Genomic DNA, 23,040 nt, shown 5'->3' on the forward strand with positions numbered 1-23,040 from the left:
TATGGCTGACATGAGACGAGCGTTGAACTTGGGCTATGGGTTGCCCTAAGAGCTTAGGCGGCAAGTGTGCACTTTTTTATCTTGTTAAACAAGTCTTTACTAGATATGGATTTGTTTTGATTTTAAGAGGCTTGGCCCGCCTCTTCTTAGAGGAGGCGGGCTGTGAAGGTGTTGCCTATGGCTTTAAATCTGTGTCACGCCAGCGTAGGGGATGCCGGAGAGCTTGGCCATCTCGCTGTGCCAGGTGGCCAGATCATCTAAGTTGAACTGGCTTAGCTTATGGTGACCACAAGCTCTGGCCATCACCTGCATCAGCTCGGTAGAGGCAGCCATAAAGTTAGCCAGTTGCTGGGCCGATTTGTCGATATTGAGCCGCTGACGCAGATCGGCGTTTTGGGTGGCGATACCAGCGGGACAGTTATTGGTATTACAGATCCGGGCAGCCACGCAGCCGATCGCCTGCATGGCACTATTGGCCAGGGCGACGCCGTCGGCACCTAGTGCCATCGCTTTAACAAAGTCCATGGGTAATCTGAGCCCGCCTGTGATGATGAGCGTCACCCGGCCACTGGCGCCCTGCTGGTCGAGATAACGCCGGGCCCGCGCCAAGGCTGGAATGGTGGGTACACTGATGTGATCGCGAAAAATCTGCGGCGCTGCGCCCGTACCGCCGCCTCGTCCATCGAGTATGATGTAGTCGGCACTGGCATCTAGGGCAAACTGAATATCCCGTTCGATATGATTGGCGCTCAGCTTAAAGCCGATAGGCACGCCGCCGCTGAGTTCCCGCACCCTGTCGGCGAAGCGTTTAAAATCGGCCACTGAGTTGAGGTCTTTGAACCTAGGGGGCGAGATGGCGTCCTGACCCGCGGGAATACCGCGGATTTCGGCGATCTTGCCTTGATTCTTGCTGCCCGGTAGGTGACCGCCTGTGCCTGTCTTGGCTCCTTGTCCTCCCTTGAAGTGAAACGCCTGTATCTTACTCATCAAGGCTTCCTGATAGCCAAATTGGGCGCTGGCCAGCTCATAGAAGTAGCGCGAATTGGCCGCCTGCTCCTCGGGCAGCATGCCACCTTCACCAGAGCAGATCCCTGTGCCCGCCAGCTCGGCACCCTTGGCCAGGGCAACTTTTGCCTCCTGCGAAAGTGCGCCGAAGCTCATGTCTGACACCAATAGGGGGATCTTGAGTCGCAGGGGCTTTCGTGCCTCGGGCCCAATAATCAGCTCAGTGTCTACCGCTTCTTCTTCAAACAGTGGTTTGCTGGCCATCTGGGCCGTCATGATCTGAATCTCATCCCAGCTGGGGAGCTGACATCTGGGCACCCCCATAGCGACCATAGGGCCGTGGTGTCCTAGACTTTTCAGTCCCTCTCTGGCCAGTTGATGGATGAGTTCGACGCTGGGCTCCTCTTTTGTCGCTGCGGCCTTGGGCGGTTTATCAGCATCATCTTTGGCGATGGCCTCTCGGCCAGGGCCCTCTTTACCCACCTGCTCTGAATTAAACTGCTTATGGGTGCCATCGCAGTATGGGGCGTTGCCTGTGTGTTTACAGGCGCACAAGTAGGCTTCGCCACTTTCCTCGGCGGTAAAGGCTTTGGGGGTTAATCCCGTATCCTTATGGGAACCATCGCAAAAGGGCTGACTGTTTGAGCGACCACAGACGCAAAAATAGTATTCTTTTCCTTTGGTTAACTCGACTTTCTTAGGTTTGTTATCGGCGATGACAGGTTTTGTCATGGGAGATCCTTAAAGCGCAGTTGAGCAAGTTTATCTTCTAGTCTAGGTGCTTTTGTGACTCATTGCCGCCACGACTGTTTTTGTGGGAGCGCTCAGGGTGTTGACCCGACGCGCCGAAAAATTCACACTCAACTGAATCCATTTGGCTTCAACTTAGGTCTTATAACTGGCGATGAAGCGATATCTGGGCGCAGGCGAAAGGAGAACAAGGTGACAGGACGAGCAAAGAAGATGGCAACAGAGTATGCCTATGAGAGTGGGTTGGATCGGCGGGCGTTTCTTGCCCGTAGCGGCGCACTGGCGTTCTTGTTAACGGCGAAACCCCAGTTTAGCTGGGCGGATGATGAGAGCTTTTCACTCGCCACTCGGCCGCAAGATTTTGACGTGATCAACCGCGCCATCATAGAGAGCGTGCAATTGCATCTGTTTCCCGATGATGGTGATGGTCCATCGGCCAAGGATCTCAATGCCTATAGCTATCTTTTATGGGCCATGGAAGATCCGGATAATCGCGCCGATGACGATAGGCAGTTTGTTTTACAGGGGGCTGCCTGGTTAGAGGACCTGGCCGACACTGAGCTGAAACGCAGTTTTTTGGTACTGAGCTGGGATGAGCAGGAGGCGATGCTAGCACGTATCGCCAAGAGCCGCGCCGGTGAAAACTGGCTCTCCTTGCTGCTCTACTACCTGATTGAGGCGCTGACCCTAGACCCAGTTTATGGTGGCAATCCCGATCAGATGGGTTGGCGCTGGCTTGAGCATCAACCTGGTTTTCCACGCCCGGTACCGGGTAAGACCTATCTCGATTTTCAATCTTAGCTACATTAGGTGACATGTATGTCAAACACGATACCCGCCAATATCAAGCCTCTGTATGATCTCTGTATCGTTGGCAGCGGTGCTGGGCCTGTTGCCTACGAGTTAGCTAAGGCTGGATTTTCAGTCGTGGTATTAGAAAAGGGTAAATGGTTTACCGAAGAGGATTTTGTTAAAGATGAGCAGCTAGCACGTCATCGAGTATTTCGTTCTCAATATGAAGATGAGCGCCATGTGCTTGAAGAGCCGACTGGCGATGGGCAATGGTCGAGTGATATGACCGCTCAGTTTTGGGGCGGAAATATTGTCGGTGGTGCCTCTAACTTTATGAGCGGCTATTTTCATCGTCTTAAGCCACAGGATTTTGCGTTAGTGTCGACGTTCGGTGCGATTGAGGGGGCTAATACTGTCGATTGGCCGATAAGCTATGCTGAATTCGAGCCCTATTATGCCAAGGTGGAGCGGATTGTTGGTGTTAGCGGTAAAGTGGTGAAGCATCCCTATTTAGAGCCGCGTTCGACACCAGATTACCCATTGCCACCCACGGCCGAACATCCTATTGCCGCTAAATTTGATTTAGCGTGTAAATCTCTAAAATTACACCCTTTACCTATGGCGCGCGGTATTCTATCTGTACCATTTTATGGTCGTAAAAGCTGTGAGTATTCTGGCTATTGTGGCAGTTATGGTTGTCACTCTGGTGCAAAGGCGAGCTCTCGTGCGGCGCTGTTAAATGATGCTGTGGCAACGGGGCGCTGTAAAATAGTGACGCAAGCTAAAGTGTATCGGCTAAACACCAATGGGGCTGGTGAGGTCAGTAGTGCGAGTTATTTCGATGCAAGGGGTAAGAGTATAGATATTTCTGCTCGATTGTTTGTGGTGGCTTGTTACTCGATCGAAAGTGCGAGGCTACTGCTAGCCAGTAAAGGGGGGAAGCATCCCAATGGTATCGGTAATCGTTATGATCAAGTCGGTAAAAATTTACATTGCTGCGCCGGTGGCACAGGTCATGGGGTATTTAAGTTAGATAGATTAGCGCCTGACGTTGCCGGCGGATTGAAAATAAGAGGTCCATTTTTCAATCGCGCCCTACAGGATTGGTATGTGATTGATGACAAAGCGGTGTTCGATAAGCCGGTGAAGGGCGGCACTTTAGATTTTGTGTTCGATCCGCCTTCGCCGACCAGCGAGGCTAATGGACTCAAGTGGCAGGAGGGCAACCTCTTGTGGGGCACGCCGCTTAAGCAGAAGATCAAGGCGCATTTCACCCAGTCGCGGGATTTTAAATTTGAGGTTTTCTGTGATTGGCTGACCAATGATGATTGTTACGTCACTCTGGACGATGAAGAGCAAGACAAGTGGGGGCAGCCAGTGGCCAAGGTGCGCGCCGGTTTTCATCCCCATGATCTTAAGGTGGCGCAGTATTTAGTTGATCGGGGTGTTGAGGTGATGAAGGCGATGGGCGCCGATGAAGCCTGGGGGAATGTGTTTACGTCGCCCACATCTAATTTAGTTGCTGGAGGCTGCCGCTTTGGTCACGATCCCAAAACATCGGTACTAGATAAAAACTGCCGCGTACATGATTGCGCTAATCTCTATATCAGCGATGGTTCATTTATGCCTAATGGTGGCTCAGTTACCCCAACTTTAACCATATACGCTAATGCATTTCGAGTGGCCGATAAGCTGATTGAGCACTTAGGCTAATAAAGGTTAAATCGAAGGCCAAAATCCTTCCTATACTCAAGTTGATGAAATTATTAACTTGGGATAATCACTATGAGTCATACCTACAAAATTATTGAACTTGTCGGTTCTTCGCCTATTAGCTCCGATGAAGCGATTAAAAACGCTATCGCGGAGGCTAGTCAGTCACTGCATCATCTGCGCTGGTTTCAAGTGGTGGAAACCCGCGGCCATCTGGAAGAGGGGCTTATTGCTCATTGGCAAGTAACAGTAAAAGTTGGGTTTACCTTAGATTAGCGGGCTTGTATGGATTGGCATTAGGCATCTCTGGGTAACCCCTTTGTTACCGCGCGAATGACACGTTGGGTCTTTCGGTTAGTTTGCTGTTTGTGATTAAGCTGTTGGTCGAGAGCCCAATCGATATGTTCGATAACCATCTCATCGACCTCGTCACTGTTGCGGCGATGGGTCAACGCATTGATGATTTTTTCTGAATGTGGCGCGTTACCAAGCGCCACAGCAATATTTCGCAGCCAGCGTTTATGTCCTATTCTACGAATAGCGCTGCCTTCGGTATAGCTTAAAAACTCGGCCTCGTTCCAGCTAAAAAGGGTAAGGAGTTCGGGATGCTTGAGTGGATCTCGGGTGTGAAAATCATGCTCTTGCGTTAGCGGCGCGCGCGAGTTTACCGGGCAAACTAGCTGACAGTCATCGCAGCCATAGATTCGATTGCCTATCTGTTGACGAAACTCCTCTGGGATAGCGCCTTGCAGCTCAATGGTGAGATAGGAGATACAACGCCGGCCATCAACCACATAAGGTTCGACTATTGCGTTAGTTGGGCAAGACTTGATGCAAGCGACGCAGGTATTACACTCTTCCTTTATTGGCACATCGACGGGAAGTGCCAGGTCGATCAACAGTTCGCCGAGAAAAAACCAGCTCCCCGCCTGGTGGTTAAGTAATAGACTGTGTTTACCAGTCCAGCCAAGCCCAGCTTTATCGGCCAGAGGTCGTTCTAAAATAGGCGCAGAATCGACAAAGGGGCGAAAGTTGGGTTTAGCCAATCCTAAACTGTCTAGCTCAGCTTCGATCTGTTGTCCTAGCTTTTTAAGCCTGTTACGGATCATTTTGTGATAGTCGCGTCCGCCAGCGTAGCGAGATATATAGGCTAAATTGGGGTCGCTTAAGTTAGTAGCAAAGCCAGCGTCGGGGGGAAGGTAGTCCATTCTGGCTGAAATAACTCGTTGGGTGCCTGGGTGTAACTCATGGGGACGTGCCCGCATCATGCCATGAGTTTCCATGTAAGCCATCTCTCCGTGATACCCCTTGTCGAGCCATGTTTGAAGTTTTGCTTCTTCTTTACTGAGATCGGTATCACAGATGCCTATTTGAGCGAATCCAAGTGCTTTTCCCCACTCTTTAATCTTTAAGGCTAGCTCTTGAAGCTGTGTGGTAGTGAGTTGAGCTGGCGAGTGTGTGGGCATAGTGGCAATGATAGTGATAATGAGTGATGGATAACCTACTCATCATATCAGTTAACAAAGCAGGACAAAACCTTGGACGAAATGCTTGTCTCGCCATAGTGTAGAACATTGAAACGATGGAAAGCCGCTTATTTGAATTCAACTGTTCCAAGGCGTTTTATATAAATCTTGTGCGATGTCAAAGGTCTAAAATTGGAAAACACTTAATGCGAATGCTGACTGAGGAATGGGCACCAATGAGCTTTCAGGCACAGGGAGTCGCAAAAGGGATATGGAGTGGCACTAGCCGAGCTATTGGCTCAACGGTTAAATGTTGATGCAAATACTGAGGTGTTCCTTTGGGCTCGAGCCTATGTTATAGCGGTCTCTCAGCCTGATGTCATGTTGTTTATATGCGCGCTTAATAACGAGCGTAGAAAGCTTTTGATTTTATAAGACCTATCGCAACAAGTCGTGTATATGTTTACGCTAGCGCTAATGATGATGTGCAGTTAGATAATATTTTGTAGATGGATAGGCCCAGAAGCGTCGGGGTTTATCGGGACTCAATCGGCGAGTCGATTTTGATGAAGGGGGTAAAACATTTCATCGTAGCACGCTTTGCTAAGGGCACCTTACCCCAAGTGTAAATCAATGGTATAGGGCAGTGAAAAAACGGCAAAGGGAAGGTGGGCGAGACAACCTTATCAGGCTTGATTTCCTCAGTTTAATGCACCTACCCAACTCAATCTTATTGAGCAGCGAGATTAAGCTGAGTTTTTATCACTTAATACGGCGCAATTACGTCCCGCTGCTTTGGCACTATACAATGCCTTATCCGCTCGTTTTAATAGCATATCAAACGAATTTTCATCAGCCTGAGTTGCAATTCCTGCACTGATGGTTAATTTTAAGTCAGAAGGGATATCATCAAAATTACTCTTTTCTACTGTCGCCACGAGTCTTTGAGCAATATTAAATGCCTGTTCTGACGAAGTATTGGGTAAGACGATAAGAAACTCTTCCCCTCCTACACGGCCAACTAAGTCTTGCTTTCGCATTAACATGTTACTGATATTAGCAAGTGAAATTAAGACCTTATCACCTATGTCGTGACCGAGTTGATCATTGATTTGCTTAAAGTTGTCGGCATCAAATAGGATTAAAGAGAGTGGATGCTCTGTGGATTCTTTCGACTTAAAGTAAGTTTCTCCCTTAAGGTAGGTTGAGCGTCGATTTGGCAATTGTGTTAGGTGGTCTGTCGATGCTAATACTGAGAGCTGTTTAGATTTTTTTGATTGTTTATAGGAGATTACAGATAAGATCACCATGATAATGCCGGAGAGAATGATCACTGCTAACTGTAAATATTTATTTTGATTTAAAATTATTAGCTCATTTTCTTTTATCTTCTGTATCTTCAATAATTGCTTATTTTCTCGCTCAACTTTCTCTGTATTGAAGCGTGTACGCATTTCTGTTGTGCTATTGGTTTGTCGGGTCGCATCGAGTGCTTGATGGGTAGCAATATAGTCTTGCAGTGCAATCACTGCTTGTTGCCAATTTTGTTGTGATATAAAAGCCTGACTTTGCACAAGGTACAACTGCTCTAAACCTCTAGAATTTTTAATTTTGGTGAAGGCTGTTTCAGCTTCATTAAGATATGCGTGTGCTTTTTCCATCTCGTGGTGATGAAGTGCTGCTTGGGCCTGAAAAAGACGCATAAAACTGTAACTCGCTCCATCAGAAACTTTGATAAATTCAGTTGCCTGTGATAGATATTTTTCCGCCTCTTCGACGCGATCGAGTTTTATTAATATTCCCGCAATATTAATGGCTTGAAAAGCACTTGATTTATCATCGGATTTATCTTTCCAGTAGTGGTAGCTTTGTAAGTGTTTTTCTAATGCGGCGCTATTTTCTCCTAACTCTTCTAAGGCGTAGGCTATTTCTGTTTTCATCAGATTGGCGGTGTCATTATCGCCTTGTTTACTAAATTGAACCTCTAGCTGTTGATAGTATTTTATCGCCGTTTGTGGGTCGCCAAAACGTCGATAACTAGTGGCCAGTTCGATAAGGTTATATTGTGCCCAGGCTTTAAGATTAAGTGATTCGTAAAGATGTTGAGCGATAATGAAATCCTCTAAAGCTCCAGCAAAATTTCCTTGAAACGAATACATCGCGCCTCTTAATGAACGAGAGTCTGCTATTAACTTGGGGGAGTCGATAAGATAGGCCTGATGAACAAGGTCATTATACTCTTGAAGTGCTAGGTCAACTTTACCTATGAGTTGATACATATATGCTCTGCATAGTTTAAGATCGGTTGCTGTTTCAGAAGATTTCGCGATCTGTTTTGACGCTAGCTTTAAGTTTACAAACTCGATTGCCGCTTCAATTGCTTTATTATCGGTTAAGTCAAAGCCATTCCAACAAATGACAGCCTGTAACTTGAGATAATTTTTAGTGTCCTCTACTGAGATGTTTTTTTTAAGGTAGTTCAGGGTGACTTTTATTGTTTCAGAATCGGTTAGTTCACCACTATCAAATACCTCTAAAGCTTTTTCAACGCTTTTGGGCTGAAAAGGAGCGGACTGAACTGGAAATGAAAGGCCGACGAGTAGCATACCGATACTCGCTAGCAAACTTAAACGCGTCCATGATGTTAAGATTATCATTGTTATCATTTGATTAGTTTGTTCACCCTGTAAAGTGACCCGTTAACTATAGTGGATATTGTTTTTTGTAACTATTGTTATAAGGATGACACATTTTTAATAGTAACAGTATATTTTTTAAGCATAAAAGCCTTGAGGTAAATCATTAGATTGAATTTTTGCTTTTCATTTACGGTGAAGGTATAACGTTCAGCCTTTGCTGATTTTTGCTAACTGATGATTGTGGAGTAAAAGTAAATTGAATTCTGAATATAAGGAGCGCGCCGAGATAGTAGCGTTCAACGTGTGCAATCATGTTATTCCTATGGATCAGGTGCCAGCTAATTTGATGGAAGCCTACGCCAATCTGTTTAATGAATTGCTTGAAGATAAAGATCTCAAATTTGCAGCAACATGGGATGCGCTACCACCAAGTGCGAGCGTGCTATTGCCTAAGGAAGATTTTCACGGTTTTTACATCGCAAATGCTTGGCTACAACTTAGCCGAGTCGCCCAAGATATCGCTGAATTGGCTGACAGTGATGAAGCTATCGATGAAAATGAGTATAACGATATATTTACTCGTTTATCTGAAGCATCTTTGAAAGAGAGCGCTAAAAAACTCAAAAAAGCACGCACCGACAGAGCACTACTTAATAGTATAAAGGCTGTTATTGCAGGATAAAAAACGGAGCAACACAGTCTTAGTGTTGCTCCGTTAGTTTGAGTATCTCAAGTTGAGTATCACGGTTTAAATCGATGCTATCTCGTCGTCGGTAAGATAGCGCCATTCTCCTGGTGCTAAACTGCGATCTAATTCAATCTTGCCAACACATTCACGGTGCAGCCCCACAACCTTGTTACCGACGGCTGCAAACATACGCTTGACTTGATGATATTTACCTTCAGTAATCGTTAGCCTAGCCTGATGGCTGTCAATTATTTCCAGCTGTGCGGGTTTAGTTAAGCCATCTTCATTTCTCAGCTCAATACCTTGAGTGAATTGCTCAACAAGCTCCTCGGCGAGAGGATCAGCAAGTTGAACCAGATAGCGTTTACCGCACTCTTTTTTGGGAGAAGTTATCTTGTGTGACCACTGACCGTCACTAGTAATGAGCACCAACCCCGTCGTATCGACATCTAGGCGCCCTGCAATATGCAAATCTTCTGTTTTCGCGATATCGAGGAGGCTCAATACTGACGGATATTCTTCATCGATAGTCGAGCAGATAGTCTCAACTGGTTTGTTTAGCATGATAAATCGAGGGCCAATTACCGTGATTAATTCACCGTCAAGATGGATCTGATGACTTGCTTCTACCTTAAAGCCTGAGTTTTTAACTATGACACCATCACAAGTAACGTCGCCTCTATGGAGCGCTTTTTTTGCTAATGACCGTGTTAATGAAGTGGACTCGCAGATAAATTTGTCTAAACGCACTGTTGTTGCCTATAAAATCATAATAGGTACCATTATGAAGTGTGAGTGCGTAAAGAGGAAGATCTTGTGTAGTGTATAGCAGAACAATCGGGATAAACGGGATGATAAACTCTCTGTATTGAACCACCACTGCAATCGAGATGGCACTTGCCATGCTTAGCTGATTGAAACTTCAGTTCAATGTGCCAAATTGAAGGTTAGGAAACCTTTACTTACATATGAATTGCACAATTATTGAGAACAATCGCCGCCGGAACTTGTTTACATTGGTATGAAGCCATTAACATACGTAACTTGAAACCGTTTTAGCACCACTTTTGGCTTGTGATATCAGTAACGCTGCTGCATAAAACAATAAATGAAATAAGCATCAAAAAGGAATTAACATGAAGAAAGTTCTTGTTGGGGGTTTATGTGCCTCTCTTATCGTCGGGCTTAGCGCTTGTAACAGTGATAAAGCTGAAGTTAAAGCGCCAGAAACTGTAAAAACTGAAACTGCCGTAGCGGTACAAAAGGCCCTTACATCAGGGATCGACTTTGCTAATTTTGATAAGTCAGTTCGCCCGCAAGATGATTTCTATGACTATGTAAATGGTACTTGGATTAAGAACACTGAGATCCCTGGCGATCGTACTAGCACGGGCGCGTTCTATGACTTACGTGAAAAGTCACGTGATGATGTTAAAGCTATTATTGAAGAAGTTGCTGCGACGCCAAACCTAACCCCTGGTAGTGATGAGCAAAAGGTGGCAGACCTTTATCGCTCATTCATGGACACCGATACCTTGAACAAACTAGGCATTAAGCCGATTCAAGGTGAGTTAGATAAAATTGCAGCCCTTAAAAATAAAGACGAGTTAGTTGAGTATTTCGCTCACAGTCAAGTGATTGGTGGTGGTACGCCATTAGCGTTTTACATCGATATTGATGCTAAAAATTCTAGCCGTTACGCGACTCACCTTTGGCAATATGGCCTGAGCTTGCCTGAGAAAGATTACTATTTTAATGAAGCTGAGCGTTTCGTTAACATCCGTAAAGCCTTCGTTGAGCATATCGAGAAGATGTTTACCTTAGCCGGACTTGGCGATCCTAAGGTGAGCGCAGAGCAGGTATTGGCCTTAGAAACCGCTATAGCAAGCCGTCATTGGGATGTCGTCGAAAACCGTGACAGCACTAAGACTTACAATCTATATCAGGTTGCGGATCTGGCTAAATTGGCTCCTGATTTTAACTGGAGCGGTTACCTTAAGGTGTTAGGTGCGGATAAACAGGTCGACATTATCGTTAATCAGCCTAGCTTCATCGAAGGATTTAACGAAGTACTTAAAGCCAACGACCTATCAACTTGGCAAACTTACATGACTTGGCAGACGCTGACTCATTTTGCTGGCAACCTTAGTGTTGATTTGGACAGAGAGAATTTTGAGTTTTTCTCTAAAACGCTAAATGGCCAAGCAGAGCAGCAACCTCGTTGGAAGCGTGGCGTTGGTACGGTGAATAGCCTATTGGGCGAAGTGGTAGGCAAGGTGTATGTTAAGCGTCATTTTACACCAGAAGCCAAAAAGCGTATGCAGACATTGGTAGAAAACCTTCGTAGTGCTTACGGTGAGAGCATTGAAAACCTATCTTGGATGAGCCCAGATACTAAAGTGGCTGCTAAAGATAAGCTTGCTAAGTTCGATCCTAAAATCGGTTATCCAGATCGCTGGGAAGATTACAGCAAACTGACAATCAAGGGTGACGATCTCGTTGGTAATAGTATTCGTGCGAGTGAACTTAGCCATGAGAAAGAACTTGAAAAACTAGGCTCTCCAATTCGTAAGTGGGAATGGCATATGACACCACAAACGGTGAATGCTTACTACAATCCAACGATGAATGAAATTGTATTCCCTGCGGCTATCTTGCAACCTCCGTTCTTTAACATGGAGGCTGATGACGCAGTCAATTACGGCGGCATTGGTGCTGTGATTGGTCACGAAATGGGGCACGGTTTCGACGACCAAGGTGCTAAGTTTGACGGCGAAGGCAACATGCGTGATTGGTGGACAGAGCAAGATTTAAAAGAGTTTGCTGCACGTGGTAAGGCTTTGGTTGAACAGTATAATAACTATGCTGTATTTGATGACTTAAACGTTAACGGTGAGCTGACGCTTGGCGAAAACATCGGCGATCTTTCTGGTGTGACCATTGCCTACAAAGCTTATAAGATGTCACTTAATGGCAAAGAGGCACCGGTTATCGACGGTCTAAGTGGTGATGAGCGTTTCTTTATCGGCTTCACTCAGATCTGGCGCGCTAAGATCAAAGAGGAATCGATGCGTAACCGCGTGGCAACCGATCCGCATTCGCCTGCAAAATTCCGTTCATTAGGGGCATTATCGAATATGCCAGAGTTTTACACTACGTTTGACGTGAAAGAGGGCGATGCTATGTATATCGCACCGGAGAAGCGCGTAAAAATTTGGTAGTAAACTTCTGATGTTATGATAAAAAAGAGCGCAAATCGCGCTCTTTTTTTATGGTCTGTTATCAAGGATTTTTAGATGAATAATGTTTCACTTTTTATTAAGCATTGGTTAAGTGAAAGGGGGCTAGATTAGAACCTCGAGGTTAGAGATGTTACCGAGGATGGTTATGAATAGATTATTTCGCACCTTTTTTATCTTTTTGTTATTGCTGTCGACCCGCAGTAGCTTTGCAACTAGCTATGACTCTCAGGCAGAAATAAAAGAATCCCGCAGCAACTTCGCATTTAAACAATCTTTTTCGAAAAATCTCGATGGCCTGATAGCCATATCCACCACCTCCTCTTCAACAGTTCGTCAAACCAGTAGCGACATAGACCGTCTTTACTGTCAAGCAAATGCGGCGCAGATAGAGTTAAGCCAGTTGCTCGCGTCACTTAACGGTGCAGAATATTGTGAGCTTGTCTTGCCAGCGATTAAAAGTTATCAACGCGCAGCGCAGAAGGTCGCAACCAAATTTGGCGGTGATGCGAGTCAAATCACCGATTTAGCGAGAGCTAGCTTAGTGGCTGATGATATTTATAGTCTGATGATCGCATATGAAGACCTCAGTCAGAAGGCTAAAATAGTTCAAGTAAAGAATCGTTTTGCCGTTCCGAAAGCGTCCGGCTACCGCGATTTAAACCTGTTGGTAAAACTGCCGCAAACACAAATGATCGTCGAAGTTCAGCTCCATCTCAAGGCTATTTCTGAGATAAAAAATGGTGAAGAGCATCAAGTTTATGAAACAGTGCAAGCCATAGAAGCTAGCGCTAAAAAGCAAGGTAGACAGCTTAACGACATTGAGGTGGCAAAAATTACCCAATTGCGCCAGCAATCGCACAAGCTTTACCATAAAGCATGGCTTAACTATAAACGCTTGGATAATGCTAGTTTAATCGCCGCTTAATTATTTAATGAGCTTTTGGCATGCGTGGGTGTTTAAAATTGAATTAACAAATTCAATCCAAAGCGATTATACTTGCCGCCATTAGCCCGATAATTAGCGAATTACAGATGCACGATCTTATTGAGCAGCTACAGGATTTAAGTGAAACCGTTCCTGTACCATTAGAACTACCAACGTTTGAACAACTTGTAGAAGTCGAAGAACAGATCCTCATTAGTCTTCCATCAGAGTTAAAAGAGTATTTGTTATACGCCAGTGATGTTATTCATGGCACGCTTGAGCCCGTCACCGCCAGTGACCCTCATTCACACACTTATCTACCGGAAGTGACCTCTTATGCTTGGTCAATCGGCATGCCAAGAGAGTACATTGCTATTTGTCAGCAAGGGGATAGTTTTTACTGTATAGACCAAGAAGGTCAAGTAATGCTGTGGCGTGACGATGAGCTTGATGAAGAGCGCTGGGAGTCTTTTTGGCAGTGGGCTGAAGAGGTTTGGATCAACGCCTAAAGCCTTGCTTTCTCGTTATAGAATTAATCTCCAATTTGGAAAATACAATGTCAAAGAATGCAGAATTAAATGCGATTGAAATTAAATATCTTCGCCACTCATTAGGTTTAAGCGCGGCGCAAGTTGCAGAACTGTCAAAAAACACCGAAGAGCAAGTACTTGCTTGGGAAGCGGGTGAGGCAGAAGTATCGGGACTAGCAGCTAAAAAATTGTTGGAACTCGATGAAACCATTGAGATGCAAGTACTGAATACCTGCGATGGTATTGAAGAGTTATTTAACAAAGAGCCTAAGCGTACCTTAAGTTTTGTGGTGTATCCCACACAAGCTATTTATACCGCTTATAACCCAGAATTTTTGAGCGCGTTACCGCTTACGGAGCTTTATAACACGGCGGCATGGCGGATTAAGAAAGAGTGTAAATTGGTACTCGAAGTTGATGTCACCTTAGTGGCGTTAGATGTTGAAGCTTATAAGGCTTATCGTGAAACAACAGGGCTAAAAGAGAGCCGTGAAAGCCGTGCTAAATGGGCGGCAACACAGCTTTAATGTTTCAGGGGATCTTTAGTAACCAAAAAGGAAGCTAATCGCTTCCTTTTTGATTAGGCCTTCAGCCTAGAAATACAACCTTTAACTTCATATGAGCGCCATCTAGCTCTCTAAATGTATTACTCTGATTTCGCCGCAATAGCCTTCGTTTTCTCTAAGGCGCGGATTAGTGCAGGATTGGATTGTAATCTGTCTCTATAGCTAGCGAGTTTTGGTGGAATATCTTGATCGAACATTGTGGCCCACATCAGGGTGTGAGTTAATAGGATATCGGCGACCGATATCTCATCACCCAGCAAATAGGGCGTGTTCGGTATCATGGTTTCTGCTAGGGCTGCCGCCTTATCAAACTCCCATTTAGCAACAGGTAAAATACTTGACTGACGCTGCTCATCTGGCAGTGCAAACTTGTGTTTACCCATGGTCCATAGCGGTTGTTCTAACTCGCAAATAATGAAGCTTACCCATTGATGATAATGACCTGCGCTAGCTGTGCCTGCTGCCGGTAGTAAACGTCCTCCACCATACTTTTCAGCAAGGTATTGGCATATAGCGGCCGATTCTGTGAGCACTAAGTCATCATCTGTTATCACCGGGATTTTTCCGCTTGGGTTGAGGGCTAAGAAGCTGTCGCTGCGATTATCACCTTTAGAAAAGTTGATAAATGAAAAGGTCCAATCGATGCTTAACTCTTCTAACAGCCAAGACACACGTAGCGCGCGACTTTTTGGCGTACCATATAAAGTGATCATTGTTTTACCTTATTGTTTCAACGTTGTTTTAAGATATTCGATAGGATGAGATTAGTAAAAGCTATTACGTTATCTTATTCATTTTATGCAGTGATTGGCTGTCGATAGACTATTGTACTATTTAAGTATTGTAAGGGAGTAAGATAGGATGTATTACTCTTCAAGCTCATGATTTTGATTAATTAATCTGAATGGTAACTTGGCGCGTTCGTGGCTGCGCTGTGGATTAATGGGATAGAGGGGATGTCAATGGAAGGCAATGTGCAGTTATAAGAAAAATTGAAATAGAACACGACGGCAGTGTTGGTTAGCGCTTAGTAGTTGGCACTGTCCTTAGATGTGTCACCATAGTGGGGATCCCATTATTACTTATCTGGTTTCCCATCGGTTTATGGGCAACTCAGCGGTATTGCCGAGCATCAACCAGGTTCTGAGGCGTTGCATAATAGTACTCAAGATTGAGCCTTAATTTGTTTGCCTCATATTACTGTTGCCTTAGGTCGTATCGAATCAATGCTCGCCACATCGGGACAAGCAAAGGGAAATTTCAATGTTGAATAGTTCGCAATCTGCGGTAGCACGAGACCCTATGATGCGTATTAATCGGGTGCTAAAAGCCACGGGGCCTGGGCTACTGATGGCTGCTGCGGCAATTGGTGCATCCCATCTAGTCGCCTCTACACGCGCTGGAGCCGAGTTTGGTTGGCAGTTAGCTTGGGTTATTCTTGCCGTTAACTTACTAAAATATCCTTTTTTTGCCGCTGGTGCGCGCTATACGGCTGCCACTGGTGAGACTTTACTGCATGGTTATCAAAAGCAGGGACGAGGTTATCTGCTGCTTTTTAGCGTGTTAAACAGTATCGCAGCGGTCGCCAGTACTGCTGGGGTTGCCATGTTAAGCGCAGCCATGCTGACACTTTTTATTCCGTTATCGATTGATCTATTAGCGTTAATCGTATTGGCATCGAGTTTATTCATGTTGATATTGGGTCATTATCAGCTGTTGGATAAGGTCACTAAGGTGATTATGTTGGTGCTGACTATTGCCACATTATCCGCCGCCGGACTTGCTTTTAACGCTGAACCGATTATGACTGAAGGCTTTATTTCGCCCTCTCCGTGGCAATGGGCGCATGTCGGCTTTTTAGTCGCAATGATGGGGTGGATGCCAGCGCCTATTGAGGTAAGCGCGTGGAACTCATTATGGCTGATTGAGAAGCAAAAACAGCAAGTGGTGACCAAGGCTCAGGCGCTATTTGATTTCAATCTTGGTTACGTTACAACGGCTGTACTTGCAGTTGTGTTCTTATCTCTAGGTGCATTAGTCATGCACGGTAGCAGTGAACACTTTTCTCCGTCAGGTGCTAAGTTTGCCGATCAACTGATCACACTTTATAGCCAGGTATTAGGTAGTGAAGCTCGTTATTTAATCGGTATTGTGGCGTTGCTGTGTATTTTTAGCACAACGGTGACGGTTATCGATGGCTATAGCCGCACATTGGCATTAAGTTGGCGACTGTTAACTCAACAAGTAACCCAACAGCAAGAAAGTCGTCATGATCGCTGGTTAACTGGAATTATGCTTGGCGTAAGTCTATTGGGGCTTGGGATCATTTTATTTTTCAAAGGTGCCTTGTTGCCATTGCTGCAGTTTGTAATGACCCTAGCATTTATGACCACCGTTATTTTTGCGTGGCTCAATTATCGTTTGATGACCAGTGACAGATTGGCAATTGATGATCGCTATGGCGTCAAAATGCGCCTCCTATCTTGGGTGGGAATGCTTTATTTGTTAGGTTTTGCGCTGTTATTTATCTATTGGAAGTTATCCATGTGAATCATTTGACTTCTTTGGCGCTGTTTTCTCGCCGACGATCTAAATATTCTGCATAGTATTGAGTAAGGACGTTTACTTGAATCAATTTATTCATCGCGCCAATAGCTTTATTGGTACATCTCTGTTATTCACTCTGTTGATGACGGTGTTTACTAGTCGTTTATCTTCCGCTACTGAGATAGAGAAACCCTTCTTCGAGATAAAAACCTCTGATTTGGCAGCTTTGACTGAGGCGTTCGACAATATCATCTTGGCTAACGAGCGACCTTTTTATGGGGCGATGTTACTGGTACAAGATGGCGAGGTTGTTTACCAATACAAACATGGATTTCAGGGGATGGAACAACCAGATAGTAATAGTTATTTTTTACTGGCTTCTCAGTCAAAAATGGTCACTGCCGCCGTTGTGCTAAATGCTGTAGATGAGGGGAAGATTTCATTAGATCAGACGCTTAATCACTATTTAAAGTTAGCTAATAAGCCTTTATATCATCTAGATATTACTATTAAGCAGTTACTTAGCCACACATCGGGGATCGCCCCTGTAGGCAAAAACAACCGCTTTACTCCCGGTAGTCAATTCCAATACTCAAACTTAGGTTATGAGATGTTGGCGACAGTGCTTGAAATTCAGTACCAACGGCCATTCAGCACCCTTGTTAATCTGTTTTTGTTGGACAAGGGGATTGATGGAATATTGGCACAAATAGGCCCAATAAAAGCCAGAGCTAATAGCCAGTACAAAGGTGTTCAAGGTATGGCTATGCGACCAGATAGTCCACCAGATGGGGTTGACAATCAAATGGTCAATTACGAGATGGTTGATTATGAGATCACTGCCGACCTCTTGCCCGGTGGTGGCTTGTTAGGTTCAGCGAATGGCTTAGCTCAATATTTACAAGCGTTACATGGGGGATTATTGCTGCCTAAAGGCTTATATCAGGCCATGGTAACGCCTGTTATTAAACGTAGTCATCGCTGGCGTGAGCTCTATTATGGCTATGGGATGCAGATTAATCAGCTGCAACTGATGGAATATAGTCATTCGGGATATCTGCCTGGGTTTCAATCGCTAAGTTTAAGTTATCCTCAAAACGATACCTATTTTGTCTTGTTAGAAAACAGCTCCTGGCCGTTAGACGATATGGATAAGGTGTTTGGTCTGCATGATAGGTTAAGGGCGATACTACGCCAACATCTGATACTGACGCTGACAGATAAAAATAAACCCTAAGTAAAAGTAAAACTCGGCTATAATATGGCGCAATGAAGATGGCGCAGCCGCGCAATCCTAAAGGTAAAGACAACTAAGTATGATTAACAACGATATATTACGCCGTTTACGTTTTGTGTTTGACTACCAAAATGCCAAAATGATAAAGATTTTTGCCAAAGTTAAACACGAAGTAACTCAAGAAGAACTCCTCAATATGCTTAAGAAAGAAGCTGAAGAGGGTTACCAACCATGTAATGACAAGATGCTTTGTCGTTTTCTTGATGGCTTGATTATTGAGAAGCGTGGCTTAAAAGAGGGCGCTGAAATTCCTGAGCCAGTAGCACAATTAAACAACAACCTCATTTTTAAGAAGCTTCGAGTGGCACTTGAAATGCGAGAAGAGGATATTATTGCTACTTTAGCGCTTGCAGATTTCAACATGAGTAAATCTGAGTTAGGGGCACTATTTAGAAAGCCTGGTCATAAACATTTTAAAGAGTGTGGCGATCAAGTTTTGCGTAACTTCTTAACTGGCTTATCACTGAAGTATCGCGGCAAATAATCTCGGATATATTTCTGTTTAAAGCACAGCTAAAGCTGTGCTTTTTTATGGCTTAAAATCACCGAGTTTAAAACGCTAGCTTCAATGAAAATAATTAAAAAATGATCGCTGAAAAGACAACAAAGATCACACTTTGTGGTAATCTTGGAAGATAAATACGACCGCAACTTCACTATTACAAATACAAAAAGGTTACCAATGGACGATAATAAACGCCCGCTATATCTTCCTTTTGCTGGACCCGCGATCCTCGAAGCGCCATTAATTAACAAAGGCAGTGCATTTACTGAAGAGGAACGGATCTTTTTTAACCTTGAAGGTCTCTTGCCTCATGTCATTGAGACTATCGAAGAGCAGGCCTCGCGTGCCTATGATCAGTACAAAAATTTCAGCAATGATCTCGACAGGCATATCTATCTGAGAAACATTCAGGATACCAACGAGACCCTCTATTATCGTTTGGTGCAGAATCATATTACCGAGATGATGCCGATCATCTATACCCCGACGGTTGGTCTGGCTTGTGAGCGTTTTTCAAAAAACTATCGTCGTAACCGTGGCCTGTTTATCTCTTATCCCAATAAAGATCGTATTGACGATATCTTGAATAACTCGACCCGTCAGAAGGTGAAGATCATCGTGGTCACCGATGGCGAACGTATCTTAGGTCTTGGGGATCAGGGGATCGGCGGCATGGGTATCCCTATCGGTAAGCTGTCGCTCTACACCAGCTGCGGCGGTATCAGTCCGGCTTATACGCTGCCCATTACCTTAGATGTAGGTACAGATAACCCGCATCTGCTGGAAGACCCTATGTATATGGGGTGGCGCAATCAGCGTATTGGCGGTGAAGAGTACGCTGAGTTTGTTGAGGCCTTCATGGAGGCGGTCAATAGACGCTGGCCGGATGCTTTGATCCAGTTTGAAGATTTTGCCCAGAAAAACGCCATGCCGCTGCTGGAGCGTTACAAAGACAGATATTGTTGTTTTAACGACGATATTCAGGGCACTGCGGCGGTGACTGTGGGTTCCTTGCTAGCAGCCTGCAAGGCGGCTAAGACTAAACTCAGTAAGCAGCGAATTGCTTTTCTCGGTGCCGGTAGTGCAGGTTGTGGTATTGCCGAGGCGATCATCGCCCAGATGGTCTCTGAGGGGATAAGCGACGAGCAGGCGCGTCAGCAGGTCTTTATGGTGGATCGTTGGGGGTTGTTGCAAGACAATATGCCTAACCTGTTGCCATTTCAGCAAAACCTGGCGCAAAAGGTGGCTAAGGTTGAGGGCTGGGATACCGATAGCGAGAATATCTCTCTGCTGGATGTGATGAATAACGGTAAGCCAACCGTATTGATTGGTGTATCTGGTGCCCCAGGTCTGTTCAGCGAAGAGATCATCAAGGCGATGCACGCCCACTGTAAGCGTCCTATCATCTTCCCACTGTCTAACCCAACCAGTCGGGTCGAGGCCACACCAAAAGATATCCTACACTGGACTAAGGGCCAGGCGCTGGTGGCAACGGGCAGTCCGTTTGAACCTGTGGTGATTGAGGAGCAGACCTATGAGATCGCACAGTGCAATAACAGTTATATTTTCCCTGGCATCGGCTTGGGCGTGCTGTCATCTGGTGCCAAGCGTGTCAGTAATGAGATGTTAATGGCATCGAGCCGCGCGCTGGCAGAGTGCTCACCTTTGGCTAAAGAGGGTGAGGGCTCCTTGCTACCAGCACTGGAAGATATTCATGCGGTCAGTAAGCATATCGCCTTTGCGGTAGGCAAAGTGGCGATAGAACAAGGCCATGCACTGCCTTGTAGCGATGAGCTCTTGGTACAGACGATAGAAGATAACTTCTGGACAGCGGAATATCGCCGTTATAAGCGTACCTCTTTCTAAACGCACCATTAAGTGTCTGTATAGAAAAGCTGCCCTAGGGCAGCTTTTTTTGGGGTTTAGGCTTTGATGAAATTTTGCTATTGCTCACAAAGTGTTAATACAAAGTATGATCCTGTTTGCACTTCCTTTGTTTGATACTGGTTTTTAAGTTTCGCTTAATCTTGGCTAGTAAAGCTGGCGTGAGTAACACCCAGTATTTGGTGAGTAAGGCCTTGCCTTGCTTGCCTGTTTGCGCGGTGAAAACGTTAAATTTAGCTACTAAACTTGATGATACCAGGAGCCCAAGATGAAAAAATTAGCTACCTTAGCCGCTGGCCTGCTTTTTGCCGGTGCAGCCGCTGCTGTCGATTGTAGTGATTGCCACGAGTCCATCGATATCACTATGCATACAGAGTCAGAGGCAACACTCGCGACCTGTAATGATTGTCACGCCTTAGGTGAGCATCATGCACCGGATGCAGAGATTCATACGCCTGAGTTGACCATTAAAGAGTGTACCGATTGCCACGGTATGGAATAATTGCGCGAGTTGGTTTGAGCGCATAAAAAAGGGCCCTCTATGAGGTAATACCGATCGTTTAAGAGCACTTGAACGATCTTACAAATGGTTAATAATCCCTACCAGTATTCTGGTGGGGATTTTTATGTTTGCTCAAGAGCTTGAGTGAGTAAATGAGTTTGTTGAAGAAAGTGGGGCCTATAGCTCTGTAATACCAAGCAGTATAAGAAAGTTATCTACTCAGCGAGTTTTAGCTCTTTTGATTGTGTTAACGAGTTAGACTTTATAACAAGCATGCTCTTCACTCGTTGCAAACGACAAGGTCCTGTATGTTCCCAACATACTTAAGACCTTGCCTCATCAGCGCTAAATTTTAGTGCTAAATCGTCGCTGATCAATCATTGCTTACATTTAATAAGGCTTGTATCCGTAATCGTCGCTTGCCTGCACAGCAAGCGGTCTGGCTTGTACTGTCGATGGGGGAAACCAATCGATTAAAGAGGTCTGCAGCGTAATGGATATTGCTCTTCAGTCTGGTGACAGGATAGGGCCCCGCGTTGCACCGAGAAATTAAAGGCTTCGTTACCTCATTGGTTGACTCCAATCGGTATCCACAGGATAAGCTGCTTAATATCTACTGGCAACGCTGGGAAGTTACCGGCTAAGCTGAAGCAAATGCGAGCCAATATAAAACACTTTATCGTTCCAGATAAAGTAAGCACCGAACGTATCCACGCTCAGTGCTCTATATACCTAGCCGTTACCCTCCAAAATATAAGCAATAATACTTAAGCGAATAGCATTAGCTTTTAAAAGCCCTTTTTCAATTTCAAAGCTTAACGTGCCTTGAGGTTGATTTCGCCGCTGATGGTACTGACGATAATATCGGCACTACCGTTACCCATCTGGAACTGCAGTGAGCTACCAGGGCCATACTTAGGTCTTTTTGGCTTATCCTGTGTCAGGCGATTGTCTATGTCGCCGCTTGGGCCGCCGTCGATAGCGAAGGTGGCATCCAGGTTTGCCGGTAGGCTAAAGCTGATGTCGCCACTGACACTATCCAAACTGGCCTTGGTGGCTAGGGCGGATACCGAGAGGTTAAGATCCCCGCTGACGCTTTGAGCCTTGAGGCGCTCCACTTTATCTAAGCTCACTTTGGCATCACCCGAGACCAGCTCGATAGAGACCTGGTCGGCATTGCTGTCGGCGTTAAGTTTACCGCTAACCAAGGTGTAGCTGACTTTGCCCAAGCTTTGTTTGTCTTTGATGTTGCCTGATACCGTTTCCAGTTTAAGCTTACCCTGCAGCGCTTGGCTGCTGATATCGCCCGAGACGGTATTTATGGTCACTTCATTGCTGAGGTTTGTTGCCTTGATATTTCCACTAACGGATTCAATATTGATGTCGCCATCAAGATCGTTAACTTGATAGCTAGCTGATACGCCTTCGGCTAATAATTTAAGCTCTCTTGGGACCATAATAGTTAGCTTTGAGCCATCTTTATTATTGCTCGAATAGTGCGTTGGCATTTTATCTTCAATAGTGATTGAGTTGCCTTTTTTCTCGAAAAGAAGGCCTTCACTGAGCTCATCTAGAGTGCCTTTAACTTGGATTTCACTGTTATCCCAAGGAATAATCCTCACTTCTCCACGATGAACGACTACATTAAGTTTCGGGTTATGCTCTGTGCTGATTGTTTTGTCGACGCTTTGCGCCGCAAATAAAACGGGGCTTATCATCAATATAGGAGTAATGACTAATTTGTAGTTGATCTTCATGTTGTGTCGTCCTTATTTACTTGGCTAATCGGCACTCATTGCCCTTGCTTTGTGCGGTTAATCAGTAATGCGTCTCACATCTGCGTTGGTGTATCTGAAGTTGGCTACATGCTCAACGCTAAATTCTTGTTTACGATTCAGTTTTGTTTTATATCAAACTTATCATTTGTTTTGCTACTTAATTAGCTAGGAAATGCTCGGTAGCTAAGTCTATTTCCTCACGCATATTCCC

At 45.1% G+C, this 23,040-nt stretch carries 19 protein-coding genes and 2 pseudogenes; 15 read left to right on the forward strand and 6 right to left on the reverse strand.

What is annotated here, in order from left to right:
* Positions 1 to 183 precede the first annotated feature (183 nt).
* On the reverse strand, positions 184 to 1,737 hold the full coding sequence (locus tag K0I62_RS04640; protein WP_220070354.1) for a glutamate synthase-related protein: 1,554 nt from the start codon (positions 1,735 to 1,737) through the stop codon (positions 184 to 186).
* 210 nt (positions 1,738 to 1,947) lie between these two features.
* On the opposite strand from K0I62_RS04640, the gene K0I62_RS04645 reads away from it, so the two are divergent.
* The 3 genes from K0I62_RS04645 (at position 1,948) to K0I62_RS04655 (ending at position 4,536) form a co-directional block, all read left to right on the forward strand.
* A complete protein-coding gene (locus K0I62_RS04645) occupies positions 1,948 to 2,556 on the forward strand; it encodes a gluconate 2-dehydrogenase subunit 3 family protein (protein WP_258405086.1) in 609 nt (202 codons plus the stop codon).
* A gap of 18 nt (positions 2,557 to 2,574) precedes the next feature.
* A complete protein-coding gene (locus K0I62_RS04650) occupies positions 2,575 to 4,260 on the forward strand; it encodes a GMC family oxidoreductase (RefSeq protein WP_220070355.1) in 1,686 nt (561 codons plus the stop codon).
* Between the two features lie 72 nt (positions 4,261 to 4,332).
* Entirely contained in the window at positions 4,333 to 4,536 is a 204-nt protein-coding gene (locus K0I62_RS04655) for a dodecin (RefSeq protein ID WP_220070356.1), read from the forward strand.
* 20 nt (positions 4,537 to 4,556) lie between these two features.
* Here K0I62_RS04655 and queG read toward each other — a convergent pair whose 3' ends face one another.
* Both queG and K0I62_RS04665 read right to left on the reverse strand, forming a co-directional pair.
* Positions 4,557 to 5,726, reverse strand: a complete 1,170-nt coding sequence (gene queG, locus K0I62_RS04660; protein ID WP_220070357.1) for a tRNA epoxyqueuosine(34) reductase QueG — start codon at positions 5,724 to 5,726, stop codon at positions 4,557 to 4,559.
* A 746-nt stretch (positions 5,727 to 6,472) separates the two neighbouring features.
* Positions 6,473 to 8,383 carry a tetratricopeptide repeat-containing diguanylate cyclase gene (locus K0I62_RS04665; protein ID WP_258405087.1) on the reverse strand — a complete coding sequence of 637 codons (1,911 nt, stop codon included), beginning with the start codon at positions 8,381 to 8,383 and terminating at the stop codon, positions 6,473 to 6,475.
* 238 nt (positions 8,384 to 8,621) lie between these two features.
* Here K0I62_RS04665 and K0I62_RS04670 point away from each other — a divergent pair, with 238 nt between their 5' ends.
* Positions 8,622 to 9,047 (forward strand): DUF3069 domain-containing protein, encoded by a 426-nt coding sequence (locus K0I62_RS04670; protein WP_258405088.1) that lies wholly within the window; start codon positions 8,622 to 8,624, stop codon positions 9,045 to 9,047.
* Positions 9,048 to 9,113: 66 nt separating this feature from the next.
* On the opposite strand, the gene rsuA is transcribed toward K0I62_RS04670, so the two are convergent.
* Positions 9,114 to 9,803, reverse strand: a complete 690-nt coding sequence (gene rsuA / locus K0I62_RS04675; protein ID WP_220070359.1) for a 16S rRNA pseudouridine(516) synthase RsuA — start codon at positions 9,801 to 9,803, stop codon at positions 9,114 to 9,116.
* 386 nt (positions 9,804 to 10,189) lie between these two features.
* Here rsuA and K0I62_RS04680 point away from each other — a divergent pair, with 386 nt between their 5' ends.
* The 4 genes from K0I62_RS04680 to K0I62_RS04695 all read left to right on the forward strand — a co-directional run bounded on the left by K0I62_RS04680 (position 10,190) and on the right by K0I62_RS04695 (position 14,277).
* Positions 10,190 to 12,274 (forward strand): M13 family metallopeptidase, encoded by a 2,085-nt coding sequence (locus K0I62_RS04680; protein WP_220070360.1) that lies wholly within the window; start codon positions 10,190 to 10,192, stop codon positions 12,272 to 12,274.
* A gap of 166 nt (positions 12,275 to 12,440) precedes the next feature.
* Positions 12,441 to 13,220 carry a RelA/SpoT domain-containing protein gene (locus K0I62_RS04685; protein WP_220070361.1) on the forward strand — a complete coding sequence of 260 codons (780 nt, stop codon included), beginning with the start codon at positions 12,441 to 12,443 and terminating at the stop codon, positions 13,218 to 13,220.
* Between the two features lie 107 nt (positions 13,221 to 13,327).
* Positions 13,328 to 13,729, forward strand: a complete 402-nt coding sequence (locus tag K0I62_RS04690; RefSeq protein ID WP_220070362.1) for an SMI1/KNR4 family protein — start codon at positions 13,328 to 13,330, stop codon at positions 13,727 to 13,729.
* 47 nt (positions 13,730 to 13,776) lie between these two features.
* Positions 13,777 to 14,277, forward strand: coding sequence for a DUF4447 family protein (locus K0I62_RS04695; protein ID WP_220070363.1), 501 nt, complete (start codon positions 13,777 to 13,779; stop codon positions 14,275 to 14,277).
* A gap of 119 nt (positions 14,278 to 14,396) precedes the next feature.
* Here the strand turns inward: K0I62_RS04695 and K0I62_RS04700 are convergent, their stop codons facing one another.
* Positions 14,397 to 15,029: a glutathione S-transferase family protein gene (locus tag K0I62_RS04700; protein WP_220070364.1), complete on the reverse strand. Its 633-nt coding sequence runs from the start codon at positions 15,027 to 15,029 to the stop codon at positions 14,397 to 14,399.
* A 589-nt stretch (positions 15,030 to 15,618) separates the two neighbouring features.
* On the opposite strand from K0I62_RS04700, the gene K0I62_RS04705 reads away from it, so the two are divergent.
* The 7 genes and pseudogenes from K0I62_RS04705 to K0I62_RS19210 form a co-directional block, all read left to right on the forward strand.
* Positions 15,619 to 16,866: an Nramp family divalent metal transporter gene (locus K0I62_RS04705; protein ID WP_434086837.1), complete on the forward strand. Its 1,248-nt coding sequence runs from the start codon at positions 15,619 to 15,621 to the stop codon at positions 16,864 to 16,866.
* A 76-nt stretch (positions 16,867 to 16,942) separates the two neighbouring features.
* The gene (locus K0I62_RS04710) at positions 16,943 to 18,100 is read left to right on the forward strand and encodes a serine hydrolase domain-containing protein (RefSeq protein ID WP_220070366.1); all 1,158 of its coding nucleotides are present in this window, start codon (positions 16,943 to 16,945) and stop codon (positions 18,098 to 18,100) included.
* Between the two features lie 79 nt (positions 18,101 to 18,179).
* On the forward strand, positions 18,180 to 18,644 hold the full coding sequence (locus K0I62_RS04715) for a YehS family protein (RefSeq protein WP_220070367.1): 465 nt from the start codon (positions 18,180 to 18,182) through the stop codon (positions 18,642 to 18,644).
* A gap of 198 nt (positions 18,645 to 18,842) precedes the next feature.
* The gene (locus K0I62_RS04720; protein ID WP_220070368.1) at positions 18,843 to 20,531 is read left to right on the forward strand and encodes an NAD-dependent malic enzyme; all 1,689 of its coding nucleotides are present in this window, start codon (positions 18,843 to 18,845) and stop codon (positions 20,529 to 20,531) included.
* A 286-nt stretch (positions 20,532 to 20,817) separates the two neighbouring features.
* A complete protein-coding gene (locus K0I62_RS04725; RefSeq protein ID WP_220070369.1) occupies positions 20,818 to 21,051 on the forward strand; it encodes a hypothetical protein in 234 nt (77 codons plus the stop codon).
* 371 nt (positions 21,052 to 21,422) lie between these two features.
* Positions 21,423 to 21,589: pseudogene (locus K0I62_RS19370) on the forward strand (transposase domain-containing protein); the annotation flags it as partial.
* 7 nt (positions 21,590 to 21,596) lie between these two features.
* Positions 21,597 to 21,815, forward strand: a pseudogene (locus K0I62_RS19210) (hypothetical protein); the annotation flags it as partial.
* A gap of 51 nt (positions 21,816 to 21,866) precedes the next feature.
* Here K0I62_RS19210 and K0I62_RS04730 read toward each other — a convergent pair.
* Positions 21,867 to 22,808, reverse strand: a complete 942-nt coding sequence (locus K0I62_RS04730; protein ID WP_220070370.1) for a DUF4097 family beta strand repeat-containing protein — start codon at positions 22,806 to 22,808, stop codon at positions 21,867 to 21,869.
* Between the last annotated feature and the right edge of the window lie 232 nt (positions 22,809 to 23,040).

Source organism: Shewanella psychrotolerans (genome assembly GCF_019457595.1).
In the GTDB taxonomy this organism is placed as follows: domain Bacteria; phylum Pseudomonadota; class Gammaproteobacteria; order Enterobacterales; family Shewanellaceae; genus Shewanella; species Shewanella psychrotolerans.